Raw genomic sequence first — 12,624 nt, forward strand, 5'->3', positions numbered from 1 at the left:
ATTTATTAATACACTACTGCCTACTTATTAAAATAGGCAGTAGTGTATAGTATATCATTATGCTACATACTGCATAAACACGCTACCAGGTTTCTGTCGCCAAACGCATTATCCACGCGGGCAACATTTACCCAGAATTTGTTTTCTGCCACGAAAGGCAACGGATAAACCGCCTTGCTGCGCGGGTAAGCATGCTTCCACTCGTCGGCAACCGATTCGTACTCGGGATGCGGAGCATTTACCAGTACATTGTCTTCGGCAGTGTATTCGCCTCGTGAGACCTCGATGATTTCGGCATGGATTTGCTGCATGGCATCCACAAATCGATTCAACTCGGCAAGGCTTTCACTTTCGGTAGGTTCGATCATTAACGTCCCGTGGACAGGGAACGAGAGTGTGGGCGCATGAAATCCGTAATCCATCAGTCGTTTGGCAATATCCGTTTCTGTGATTCCGGAAACGGATTTCAATCCCCGGCATTCCAGAATCAACTCGTGCCCTACCCTGCCGTTCGCTCCGCGATAAACGATCCCGTAAGAATCGTTTAATTTCTCAGCCAGATAGTTGGCGTTCAAGATAGCTATTTTAGTGGCTTCCGTTAAGCCATCCGTTCCCATCATTTTTATATATCCGTAAGTAATAGCAAGCACGCCTGCGCTGCCGTAAGGAGCAGCAGAGACGGCATTCACGCCCGATTCGAACATCACTGGATGGCCCGGGAGGAAGGGCACCAAATGTTCGGCCACGCAAATAGGGCCAACTCCCGGCCCACCACCGCCGTGAGGGATAGCAAATGTTTTGTGCAGGTTGAGGTGGCAAACATCGGCTCCGATAGTTCCGGGGTTAGTTAGCCCGACCTGTGCGTTCATGTTCGCACCGTCCATATAAACCTGTCCGCCCGCCTCGTGAATGATGTTGCACATTTCCCGGATCTCGACTTCGAAGATACCGTGTGTAGAGGGATAGGTAATCATGTAGGCAGCGAGATCGTCACGATGTGTTTCTACTTTTTTCCGCAAATCTTCCATATCGACGTTCCCTTTCATATCCGTCGCCACAGTCACCGGGTTAAAACCGGCCTGCACTGCGCTGGCAGGATTGGTTCCGTGTGCAGAAGCCGGGATAAGCACTATCTTGCGATGTCCCTGGCCAATGCTCTTCAGGTAACTGGCTATAACCAGTAACCCGGAAAATTCTCCGGCAGCACCCGAATTGGGTTGTAAGCTCGTTGCCGTAAATCCGGTAATTTCAGCCAACATGGATTCCAATTCATGAATCATTTCCTGATAACCCTGCACCTGGTCTTCAGGAGCAAATGGGTGTATTTTCTGAAATCCCGGATGCCCCAGAGGGAGAAGCTCTGATGCCGCATTCAGTTTCATGGTGCATGACCCGAGCGAAATCATGGAATGTGCCAGGGATATATCTTTTCTTTCCAACCGCTTGATGTAACGCATCAACTCAGTCTCGGAGTGATAATTATTGAAGTTGGGATGAGACAGGAAATCCGAGGTGCGCAACTGATCTCCCTTCAACGTTATTTTCTCCGGCATTTCGTCAATCATAAATACCTTGGAGCTTCCTGCCGCCATGGCAAATACAGCCAGTAATTCATGAACACGATAACCGTCTGTTGTTTCATCGATACTGATACCTATTTCTCCGGTATCGAAGTAACGGAGATTGATGTTGCGCATTTCAGCCAGGTCTTTCACACCGCCTTGCGTTATATTTTCGGGAAGCTGCAGTTTTAGCGTATCGAAGTAGCTACTATTAAGCTGTTTAAACCCGAGTTCTTTTAACTCATCTGCCACCAGCGAGGTAACGGAATGAATACGTTTCGCAATCTTTTTCAATCCCTCGGGTCCGTGGTAAACGGCATAGAACGAGGCCATAGTTGCCAGCAATGCCTGAGCAGTACAAATATTGGACGTGGCCTTTTCGCGCTTGATGTGCTGTTCCCGTGTTTGCAGGGCCATGCGCAGTGCATCCTTGCCGTAAACGTCTTTCGATATGCCAATGATCCTCCCCGGCATACTGCGTTTATACTCATCACGCGTAGCAAAAAAAGCAGCCGAAGGACCACCGAAAAACATGGGAATCCCAAAACGCTGGCTGCTGCCGAAAGCAATATCAGCTCCCCACTCGCCCGGAGGTGTCAACAATACGAGCGACATCAGGTCCGCGGCAACAGCCACTTTGCAATCCGATGCGTGTGCTTTTTCCACAAAACTCCGGTAATCTTCCACATTTCCGTTGCTGTTGGGATACTGTACGATGGCGCCAAAATATTTTTTCTCCGCATCGAAACATTTGTAATCCCCCACTTCAATTTCGATGCCTGCCATTCCCATTCGCGTGCGTAAGACGCCCAGTGTTTGCGGGAAAATGTATTGATCAACAAAAAGGATTTCCGTGTTATTTTTCACCTGATCGCGGCTTCGCAACCCGTACATCATTGTTGCTGCTTCTGCAGCTGCAGTAGCTTCGTCCAGCAGCGAACAATTGGCCAGGGGCAGGCCGGTCAGTTCGCTCACTGCCGTTTGAAAATTAAGCAATGCCTCGAGCCTTCCCTGCGAGATCTCGGCCTGGTATGGTGTATAAGAGGTGTACCATACGGGATTTTCAAATACGTTGCGGTAAATGGCAGCAGGCGTAATCGTATCGTACCATCCCATACCGATGTATGACGTAAAAACTCTGTTTGCCGACGCAATACGTCCGATCTCTTCGGCGTACTCCATTTCGGATTGTGCTTTAGGCAATGATAAAGGCTTCTTTAGCCGAATATCTGCCGGAATAGTTTGATCGATCAGTTCGTCAACAGAAGAGACTCCTACGGTCTGCAACATGTTGCCCAAGTCCTCCGGCTTAATTCCGATATGACGGGTTTTAAAATGCTCCATTTCCATATAGTTATTTGTTTAAAGTTTAATTATGATTTACAAATTACGAATTAAGAGCATCTTAGCTCCTTATCCTTTGTTTTTCACCCGTGGTCCTAACTCCCTGTTCCAACAAAAGGGTTGTATCTTCTCTCCTGTCCGATAGTTGTTTTGGGGCCATGTCCCGGGTAAACTTCCGTATCATCGGAAAAAGTAAAGAGTTTTGTCCGAATACCTTCGGTAAGTTGTTCAAAGCTTCCTTCGAGCAAGTCTGTGCGTCCGATGCTTCCGTTGAAAAGTACATCTCCGACCAGGGCAAGCTTCTCTTTTTCGTTGTAGAAAACAATGCTTCCGGGAGAATGTCCGGGGACGTGCAAGACCTTCAATTGTTGCTCTCCAAAAGAAACTACATCGTTTTCAGCAAGAAAACCGCCGATTTCAGGCCGGTAATCCACATTTGTATTGAATCCAAACAGCTGAAGTTGTTGCGACAGGTTTTCAAGCAAGACAATATCGTCCCGATGCACCAGGAGTTTCAAACCAAATTGCGATGCTAAAAAATTTACCCCGAAAATATGATCAAAATGCAAATGAGTGTTGACAAGATGTTTAACAACTAAGTTGTTATCCAGTATAAAATTAAGCAGCAGCTTATTCTCATCGGGGAAAAAACAGGATGCATCCACAACAATACACTCACCCGTTCTGTCATATAATACGTAGGTGTTAACTCCCAATGGGTTAAATTCGAATGTCTTAATCTTCATCTATCGGCAGAAATTTCTTGTAATGCGTTTCCTATTTTGATACAAATATACGGCTTTCTTTTCAAATTGTAGTGTAAAAAAAAGCTATTCCGGCGTCATCTCGAAAATGAAAACCGGAATAGCATATTTCGTTTTATATCTCCCTAAAAAATTTAAGGTAACAGTAAATTCACAGAAAGATGTTTGTCGCTGCGGACGTAAGTGGTAACCACGCTGTATAGGGGTTGGCCGCTCTCGGCGGCAATTACTTGTGACGATTGCGGATAAAGGACAATACGTCCGGGGCCGTTACCGGCTGTACGTTCCATCTCGAAATACAAGTCGCTGTTGTTTCTGATCTGATAATATTTGATGGTTTTTCCCTCGCGATTGGTTTCGGAATGATGGCTAGGAAGAACTTCCACACATGCATTAAACAGAGAGCGGACATTTTCTTCTTTTCCCATGAGGTATTTACTTGCCCATGCCACTGTTCTTCGTGCATCCAACGCTTCCCGGACAGATTCGGGAGTGTTATCACGGACCAGAACAAGGGTCATCGTACGGTGTACATAATCTCGGCTGTTGTCATAACTAAGGCTGATTAAATTGTGAACATCTGTCGATCCCATTACGGTCAGGTTTTTGTCGATACACCAATCCAGTGCTTTCATGTGAAAACCTGTTCCGTTAACAACCTCTATTCCGTCGAGCGCTTTATTTTTATACAAATCTTCAATAAACGGAAGCCATTCATACGAACCGGCTATTCCGGGCTGCCAACCGGGATGGTTCCAGAAAATAAAAGCATTTTGTGCCTCGGCTTTCATCACGGCTTCACGATCCGTCTCGTTGGTGTTCACGGTTAAATAACCGTCCGTATCACCGATAAACAAGGCATTGAAATGTCCGGGAGGAGTCTGGCGGGTCACTTCCGTTCCTTTTACCAGGGTAATCCCCTGCCGTTGAGCACTGGGTTTCGCTATTTCATAAGGACGGTTGTTGTTGGGTGTAATATCGTCTTTTTTTGGCGTATACTCCATGTGATCGGTTATTGCAATGGCGTCAAGCCCTTCCCTCCACGCTTCCTGAACACGTACCGTAGGCCAGACATCGCCATCGGAAAAAACAGTGTGCATGTGGAAGTCACACTTCAGCACCTTAAAGCCGTTTACATCCGGTATGACGATATTACTGCGTTTGTTGGGCCTGGAAAATTCATTGAGATTCATCACGCCGTTATTGATCTGTTGGGCCTGCAAAACAAAGGCGAAAAAAGAAGCAAGAAACAGGGTAAAAATTGTCTTTTTCATACGATTATTTTATTTGTGTTATGTATAAAATTCAGATGATTCCGGATACAAAGAAACAAAAATAAATCCGGAAAAATATTACGTTCTAATTAAGAAACAGCATTTCCACACTCACACACATGCGTTCTGACAAAAAAAACCGGATAACCGGAAAAGACTCTTGTTTTTAAGGAATAACTTGAAGTTCCACAAAACGAGCCGCCGCATTCAGGAAATGCGCTGTAATCCAGAAAACGGTCCAGCCTTCTGCGTATCCACCCCGCAGGTTATGTACATTGCTCATATCGCCGCGCTGCGCAAAATTGGTCTGTTGCAGTTGCTCTCCCTGCGACCCGTACATATCAGTAAGCTGAAAACACGAGCGGTACATTACTCTCGCCAATTGCTTTAACCGGTCGTCGTCCAGATATTTGCCCATCTTATAAACTTCCGGAGCGAATAGGACGGCATAGACATCAATATGCTGGTTTTGCGGAGAGACTACGCTCCAACCAGTCGATTTGAAATGAAAGTCGGCTAGACGTCCTGCGGGTAAAGGGATATCCCACACCACCACATAACTCAGGCATACGTCCATCGCGTGTTTGGCCCAGTCCAGGTATTTATCCTCTTTGAACCGCTCGTACAGTTCCAAAAAACCCTGGAAAGCAGCCCATGCCCCCTCTTTGTCCTCGCAGGTCGCATCGAGGGTACCTCCCCAATAGCAGCCGTCCATGGCAAGGTGACGATCCGCGTAGATTGCGGCTATTTTTTCCGAGGCTTGTCGGTATTCTTTTTTACCAAACAGAACCGATGCTATTGCCAGTGGTGCCATGTAAAAACCTTCGGCAGTAGAGTGAGGATCCCAGGCCGGATTCAATATTCGTTTTACCTGTCCATCGCATGCCGATGTGAGAAATGCTTCCCATTTTTCCGTGTTATACCGTTTGTTTTTTTGAGCCGTTTCAATTGCTTTGGCAAAATTATACAGCGCTTGTCCGCACGAAACATGATCACCCCCATAGAATTCTTTTCCGTTAAAACCCACAGGAAACATCCCGTTCTCCCTATTCACCGGAAATGATGCCAGAAAATCCAACGATTGCTGTACTTTAGCCGGTAAATCCTCATCGTTTAACCGGTCGGCAAGAACCTGCAACGCATATCCCGGGGAATCCGCCTGGCCGCACCATCCCATCACCACATCTTTTCTGTTTTGCAAATCATACATTCCATAGCCTGCGGCATTATTGCCGTAATCCACCCACCGGCTCCGGGCAAAGCGGTATTTGCTTGCAAGTATCGTATTGAAATCCGGAAACCTCTCCGCATCATAGGGTTTGTGCAAATCCAGTGAAGTGTATACCGGTTGTTGAAAACCGCTCCCTTCCCGATCAATTGAATACAGCTCGATATAAAATTCTTTTTCGATAATACGTCCCGGCTCCATACTCAAATAGGTATTGGTATATTTCATGGGAGTTAACTGGAGAGCCTTGGCTACACTGTGTTTTTTGTTGTAGCCGATAGGGCCGGAATAAAGGACAAAATCTGTATACCCGTCACCAGCCTCTACACCGGCAGACCACCATTGATCAGCTAGCAAAGCTCCACGCACGGGGCTGGGGGTAAAATGAATCGCGGCCGCGTATTGATCTTCCCGGTTTTCCAGCATTACAAACGGCATCGGGTAACGATGATCTTCAAAGATGGCAAATTCACCGGCTTTCCCTGTATAAACCGGAATAATGTCGGGATTGACACGCGCTCCGTTTTTATTTCCATAGTAAAGAATCCCGGGCATAAAAACGGACATCTCCTTCCCTTTTACGCGCAAACGCACAGAGAGGGTTAAAGGAGATAATGTCTTTTCCCCTTTCCATTCAAACCGCCGTACACATTTGATCAATCCCGGCTTTTCCTCACGATAGGCATCCCTCATGTAGAGAACTCCATGCGGCAACACAATCTCTCCTTTCAGGATAGTCCATTCATCGTATTGCTCCACTTCAGTTGGAGTAGCATGGACCCATTCTGTCATCCAGTCGTTTTCCCATCCTGTGGCAACCGACCAGACTCCTTCCTCCGGAGCGGTAATGATCGCATCATTCTTCAAGACAAACAACGGTCTGTGATCTTCTACTTTCAGCTGCGCCTGGCCTTGCAGGCATAATAATAGGCACGCCAGTACCCCGATCCCTGTTTTTTTCATTTTATCGCAAACAAAATCATTAGTTCGTTGAGCGGACAGAAATACAAAATAAATTACTTTCTTGTCACGACGACAAAATTATCGATTTTTTCCTGTTTCCTGAAAGATTCTGTGTATCTTTGAATACAAAATAATAATATGGACCTGAAAAATCAATCGTTAACACTCTTTTTCATTATTGTTATCAACGCTTTGCCGTTATGCGGTCAGACCGTAAAAAAGCTATCGGAAATTCCTATCCGTGATCCTTACATTATGCCAGATAAAAAAAGCGGATATTACTACATGTACAAATCCGCTTCAGTCAATACTTCGGGAAAAGTTATGGGAGGAGTTGAGGCTTATAAAAGTAGGGACCTGAAAAACTGGGAAGGTCCGGTGCAGGTGTTTACTGTGCCGGATGACAACTGGATAACCGGAGCGGTTTGGGCTCCCGAAGTGCACACTTATAATGGGAAATACTACCTTTTTGCCACGTTAAATTCAAATATTCAGTGGAAGAAAGAGCAGCAAGGATGGCCTAAATACCTTTTCCGGGGAACACAAATCTTTGTTTCCGACCATCCTGATGGGCCTTTCCTCCCTTTCGCAAAAGTACCTCATACACCTATGGATCAAATGGCGCTTGATGGAACATTATGGGTTGAGGAGGGACGCCCTTACATGATTTATTGCCACGAATGGGTGCAGGTGATCGACGGCACCATGGTATTGATGGAGCTATCTGAAGACCTTTCCACCCCCACAGGAGACCCGTTGACCTTATTTCACGCCTCGGCAGCCGGTTGGTCCACAGGATCCTCACACGACAACATTCCCGTAAAATCGTACGTTACAGACGGGTGTTTTCTTTACCGCACAAAAACAGGTAAATTACTGATGATATGGTCCAGCTTTATGAACGGTGAATATGCCATTGGAATAGCGGAGTCGGTAACCGGAAAAATACACGGGCCATGGGTACAACAAGAGAAGCCACTGTTCACGCAAAACGGCGGACACGGCATGATATTCCGCACTTTCGAAGGCCGTCTATGCATGACTTTTCACCGTCCCAACTCACCGAGAGGCCAGGAACGTGCCCGGATATTCGAACTGCAAGATACCGGAGATACCCTGCAACTGCTTCTGGAATTAACGCTTTAACGTTATGCAGTAAATTATTTAACTACATCTGCAACCCATGATTGAACGGAGAGATTTTTTAAAAAAAGTTGCAATTAGCGGTGTCGCACTAACATCCGCAAATGGATTAACAAGTTTTACCTCTCGCTTTCCCGACACACCAAATAATTCCGAAGGACAAGGGATTATCGAGAAAGAAAAAGATACACTTTCTGCTGTGTGGAAATTTGATTTTGACGAGAGAAATGCTCAACTTATCCTGCAAAATCTAAATGTGACCCTAAAGGGAAAATTACGTTTTCTGTCGGACGATACGCCCTGGATGGTCTGCTGCTCCCGGGACGGAGTTGCCAACCGGAATACCTTGGTGGATCCTCGAGGCGACGTGCAGGGTTATTGGGTGCTCAATACAGTAGGCACGCAGCTAGAGCTACTGTTCTACCACCGGACAGCACAGCGATTCGCAGGGAGGTTCTCTTTTGAGGGTACTATTTTCTTTTCAGAAGATGCTTTTCCCTGTCGGACCAAACCCGTTGTCGGAGAGAGGGTGTTAAATCTGATGAGTGGGTTTGCCGATTCGCTCCTGAATGATTCCTTATTCTCTCCGAAGGATGATCTTTTATTACAGTTCACTGCCGCAAATTTCAGGATCCAAACGGTTGTCAAGGGGGAGTTTTCATTCCGGTTAAGCGGACGAATCGAAGATGCCGCTGAGACGGTTTTTGTCTTCAACATGGAGCCTGGTTACTTTCAAAAACGATATATCCCCTACTATCAGCCCATTGACAGGAAACGCTGTCCTGTCGTCCCTACCGGATGGATGTCCTGGAACACCTATTTCGATAAAGCTTCGGCGGAAGACAACTTGGCCGAAGCCCGGATTGGAAAGAAGTACCTTCAACCTTTCGGTTGCGAGTTTTGGTCCATCGAGTCTTGGCAAGGAAATTCCGATCAATTGCCAGTGAGGGACTTCTACAACATGAACCTTGAGGTAAATGAAAAACAATTTCCCAAAGGAATGAAAGCGTTGGCCGATGAAATACGGTTGCTGGGTTTTCGTCCCGGGTTGTGGATGGCTCCTTTTGGCACGGGAAATGAATTGTTTTATAAGGAACACCATAGCTGGTTCTTGCACGACAAGAACGGAAAACCCATCAGCTCCTGGAACGGCAAGTACACTCTGGATCCCACGGTAAGGGAAGCGAGAGAACACCTGCGGGAAATACACCGGATCGCATCCAGGGAATGGGGATATGAGTTTTTTAAGATTGATGGTATGTCGGGACGAAATTCCGGTTACTGCGCTCATTTATACGAACGACCCGAAATCAGGGCGTGTTTCAACGATCCGTCCTGCCTCAATCCTTTTGAACTCTGCGTACAGGCATTCCGTGAAGGAATGGGTGAGGACCGGGTATTTCTGGCCTGTCAAGGACATACTTCGGGTCCGGAAGCGAGATATGCAGAGGCCTCCCGTATCGGGGCAGATATTGTACATCCTAACCAGCCGGTCGTGTGGAGTGGCGTGGTAAATCAGGCAAGTTGTCTGGTTAATCAAGTATTTACTCACAATATCGTAATGATAGCAGATCCCGATACCTTGCTTGTGGGTGATCTTCCTTTGGAGGAAGCACGTACCTCGGCCACGATTGTCGCTTTACCCGGACAAATGACATTTTTTGGTGATAAACTAGCTGGCCTAGAGGAAAGAAAAATGAAAATTCTACAACAGACATTGCCCGTAGCAGATGTTCGTCCAGGGAATCTCTATCCCTATTTTGGGACAATGCCTGTGTGGAATTTGCGGATACAACACGAATTTATAGGCAAGTATAATGTGATCGCTTTTTTTAATTGGGAGGATCAGAGAAACTTCATATCTACAACGCCGGAGGAGTTAGGCATCGAGAATCAGGATTACACCGGTTTTGAATTCTGGGAAAAACAACCTTTTAATTATAAATCGATTGAGAAACAATTTTCGTTGGAAGTTCCTCCTCATGCTGTGAGATTGGTGGCCATCCATCCGATAAAAGATGTTCCTCAATGGATCAGTAGTGATCGTCACATTACCCAAAATGGTATGGAGGTGTCGGCTATGGAATGGGAAAGCAAGCGAATGCTATTGAACGGAACTGTTCGGCTTGTCGGGTCGTTTCCTTTATCCATGTATATCAAAGTTCCTCGGCGATATACATTCGGGGACATAACATGTAAAGACGCCAAATGTCGTGTTATTCAAAATCAGGATGTGCTTTCGATCACTTTTCAAGGAGAAGAGTCTGGGGAAACGGACTTTTCCATCAAATTCAAACAGAAGATTAGTTAATATATCTTTTTTAAAAAAAATTAAACCATAAAAGTCATGATCATGAATGCAGATGGCCGTGTAAAAAGAATGGGTTTTTCATTCAGAGTGAAATTAGCGATTCTAATAATTCTGTGTTGTTTTTTCAACAGTTATGCACAAGTAATAAATGTCAATATCCACGCTCATCGTGGTGGAATGCTTGAATACGAAGAAAATACGATCAATGCTCTGAAAGAAACCTATGAGCGGGGTATTCGCGGATACGAAATTGATATACGGCAAACGAAGGACGGTAAGTTAGTCCTTTTACATGACGCATCTTTGCTCCGGTCGGTCGGCATTGATCGTCCCATTGAATATTTAACATTAAATGAGATCAGAAAATTAAGGACGAAACAGGGAAATACAATTCCGACATTGGAAGAGGTTCTTGATTTTTTCAACGATAAAGAGGAGGTATATGTGGAATTCGAAATGAAAACAAATAACCCCATGTATGATGAAGCCACTTTAAAGCGCTATTGCGACCAGCTTTGTGATAAAATATATGCAGCGAAACCGCCAACATCCACATATGTATTGACATCCTTTGACAAAAGACCACTGAAGTATTTAAAAGAAAATCGTCCGAAAACAGAATTAATGTTAATAAAATCGGAAGGATTGAGTGAAAATCTGCTGCAGGAGGCCAACGAACTTGGAATTAAAAGAGTCGCGTGCAGAATTGATGGAACCACACGCGGGATGGTTCAGCATGCGAAAGAAGAAGGATTTACGGTTTGTCTATGGCCCGGCACGTCTGTAGAGGATTTTTTACTAGGGGTTGCCTTAGGAGGTGATCATTTGTGTACGGATGTTCCTTTGGCAATTTCGAAATGGGTAAAAGCAAATGTTTCTTGGATTAAGTTAAAGTGAAATCATTAATTTAGGCACTCATAAACGACACCTGCAAGCATCACTCACATAAATAAACATTTAATCCTGAGATAAGTGGAGAATATCGGAGTCGAACCGATGACCTTTTGACTGCCAGTCAAACGCTCTAGCCAGCTGAGCTAATCCCCCATGTTTTTTGTTTCGGTTTGCAAAGATAGAGTTTTTATTTAAATTTGCAACGGTATTCGAAAAATAAATTTACAGAAAAGAACACAATGATTATTTATAACACTACTTTTAGCGTTCCGACAGAATTACAGAACAAGTTTCTGGATTTTATCCGTAACGAGTACATCCCCTTATCCACCCAAAACCATGTCATGAAAGAGCCAAGGCTCACACGTGTTTTTTCTAAAGACGACAACGGGGATGCCTCCTATGCCCTGGAGTTTAAATCCGATACAATTGAAGCCCTGGAGGAATGGAACAAAACTGTGGGAAGAAAGCTCTATTTTTTAATAACAACAAGATTTGGACAAAACATTCAGGGATTTGCAACACTTTTGCAACCCATTGATCTATGATACAACAACCGCCTATAAAAGAACGAATTATTCTGGGTATCGACCCGGGGACACAAGTTATGGGATACGGAATTCTCAAGGTCCTCGGGAACAAGCCGGCACTTGAAGCAATGGGTGTTATGCAGCTCGACAAATATGAAAACCATTACCTTCGTCTGGCAAAAATTTATTCACGGGTTGTCAGCTTGATCGAAGAATATTTACCCGATGAGATGGCTATTGAAGCACCTTTTTACGGTAAAAATGTGCAAAGCATGCTCAAACTTGGCCGTGCACAAGGTGTTGCCATGGCCGCAGCCATAGCACGAGACGTTCCCATTTTTGAATACGCTCCGTTGAAAATAAAAATGTCCATTACCGGAAATGGGCGTGCGGCAAAAGAACAGGTGGCCTACATGTTGCAAAAGATTCTGCAGATCCCTGACGCGAACATGCTTCCTCAGCTGGATGCCACGGACGGTCTGGCTGCAGCCATGTGCCACTATTACCAGTCTTTGGGTGTTCAATCCGATGGTCTTAAATACAAGAACTGGAAAGATTTTGCAGAACGTAATCAGACAAAAATAAGAAAATAAATTTTCAAATCCATAATC

At 45.2% G+C, this 12,624-nt stretch carries 9 protein-coding genes and 1 tRNA gene; 5 read left to right on the forward strand and 5 right to left on the reverse strand.

The annotated features are described in order from the left end of the window. Window positions 1-62: 62 nt before the first annotated feature. From gcvP to AACM02_RS09630, 4 genes are all read right to left on the reverse strand, one after another. Window positions 63-2,912: an aminomethyl-transferring glycine dehydrogenase gene (gene gcvP / locus AACM02_RS09615; RefSeq protein ID WP_339116817.1), complete on the reverse strand. Its 2,850-nt coding sequence runs from the start codon at window positions 2,910-2,912 to the stop codon at window positions 63-65. Between the two features lie 89 nt (window positions 2,913-3,001). Next, window positions 3,002-3,652: an MBL fold metallo-hydrolase gene (locus AACM02_RS09620; RefSeq protein ID WP_339116818.1), complete on the reverse strand. Its 651-nt coding sequence runs from the start codon at window positions 3,650-3,652 to the stop codon at window positions 3,002-3,004. A 152-nt stretch (window positions 3,653-3,804) separates the two neighbouring features. After that, window positions 3,805-4,944: an Sb-PDE family phosphodiesterase gene (locus AACM02_RS09625; RefSeq protein ID WP_339116819.1), complete on the reverse strand. Its 1,140-nt coding sequence runs from the start codon at window positions 4,942-4,944 to the stop codon at window positions 3,805-3,807. A gap of 166 nt (window positions 4,945-5,110) precedes the next feature. Further along, on the reverse strand, window positions 5,111-7,135 hold the full coding sequence (locus tag AACM02_RS09630) for a hypothetical protein (protein ID WP_339116820.1): 2,025 nt from the start codon (window positions 7,133-7,135) through the stop codon (window positions 5,111-5,113). A 138-nt stretch (window positions 7,136-7,273) separates the two neighbouring features. On the opposite strand from AACM02_RS09630, the gene AACM02_RS09635 reads away from it, so the two are divergent. The 3 genes from AACM02_RS09635 to AACM02_RS09645 are packed head-to-tail and all read left to right on the forward strand — an operon-like array spanning window position 7,274 to window position 11,486. After that, on the forward strand, window positions 7,274-8,281 hold the full coding sequence (locus AACM02_RS09635) for a glycoside hydrolase family 43 protein (protein WP_339116821.1): 1,008 nt from the start codon (window positions 7,274-7,276) through the stop codon (window positions 8,279-8,281). Window positions 8,282-8,318: 37 nt separating this feature from the next. Then, window positions 8,319-10,589 (forward strand): twin-arginine translocation signal domain-containing protein, encoded by a 2,271-nt coding sequence (locus AACM02_RS09640; RefSeq protein WP_332456449.1) that lies wholly within the window; start codon window positions 8,319-8,321, stop codon window positions 10,587-10,589. 36 nt (window positions 10,590-10,625) lie between these two features. Next, on the forward strand, window positions 10,626-11,486 hold the full coding sequence (locus tag AACM02_RS09645; protein ID WP_214062139.1) for a glycerophosphodiester phosphodiesterase: 861 nt from the start codon (window positions 10,626-10,628) through the stop codon (window positions 11,484-11,486). A gap of 76 nt (window positions 11,487-11,562) precedes the next feature. Here AACM02_RS09645 and AACM02_RS09650 read toward each other — a convergent pair. Next, a tRNA-Ala gene (locus AACM02_RS09650) sits at window positions 11,563-11,636 on the reverse strand. Window positions 11,637-11,722: 86 nt separating this feature from the next. Here AACM02_RS09650 and AACM02_RS09655 point away from each other — a divergent pair. Together AACM02_RS09655 and ruvC are read left to right on the forward strand one after the other, a co-directional pair. Then, the gene (locus AACM02_RS09655) at window positions 11,723-12,031 is read left to right on the forward strand and encodes a DUF4286 family protein (RefSeq protein WP_214062138.1); all 309 of its coding nucleotides are present in this window, start codon (window positions 11,723-11,725) and stop codon (window positions 12,029-12,031) included. Then, the gene (ruvC, locus tag AACM02_RS09660; RefSeq protein WP_214062137.1) at window positions 12,028-12,606 is read left to right on the forward strand and encodes a crossover junction endodeoxyribonuclease RuvC; all 579 of its coding nucleotides are present in this window, start codon (window positions 12,028-12,030) and stop codon (window positions 12,604-12,606) included. The genes AACM02_RS09655 and ruvC overlap by 4 nt, the downstream gene beginning before the upstream one ends. Window positions 12,607-12,624 lie beyond the last annotated feature (18 nt).

Origin of the sequence: Petrimonas sp., assembly GCF_963921705.1 — a bacterium.
GTDB lineage: Bacteria > Bacteroidota > Bacteroidia > Bacteroidales > Dysgonomonadaceae > Petrimonas > Petrimonas sulfuriphila.

Coding starts and splice junctions, on each gene's coding strand:
- gcvP (WP_339116817.1), bottom strand. CDS start 2,912: ATGGAAATGGAGCATTTTAAAACCCGTCATATCGGAATTAAGCCGGAG.
- AACM02_RS09620 (WP_339116818.1), bottom strand. CDS start 3,652: ATGAAGATTAAGACATTCGAATTTAACCCATTGGGAGTTAACACCTAC.
- AACM02_RS09625 (WP_339116819.1), bottom strand. CDS start 4,944: ATGAAAAAGACAATTTTTACCCTGTTTCTTGCTTCTTTTTTCGCCTTT.
- AACM02_RS09630 (WP_339116820.1), bottom strand. CDS start 7,135: ATGAAAAAAACAGGGATCGGGGTACTGGCGTGCCTATTATTATGCCTG.
- AACM02_RS09635 (WP_339116821.1), top strand. CDS start 7,274: ATGGACCTGAAAAATCAATCGTTAACACTCTTTTTCATTATTGTTATC.
- AACM02_RS09640 (WP_332456449.1), top strand. CDS start 8,319: ATGATTGAACGGAGAGATTTTTTAAAAAAAGTTGCAATTAGCGGTGTC.
- AACM02_RS09645 (WP_214062139.1), top strand. CDS start 10,626: ATGATCATGAATGCAGATGGCCGTGTAAAAAGAATGGGTTTTTCATTC.
- AACM02_RS09655 (WP_214062138.1), top strand. CDS start 11,723: ATGATTATTTATAACACTACTTTTAGCGTTCCGACAGAATTACAGAAC.
- ruvC (WP_214062137.1), top strand. CDS start 12,028: ATGATACAACAACCGCCTATAAAAGAACGAATTATTCTGGGTATCGAC.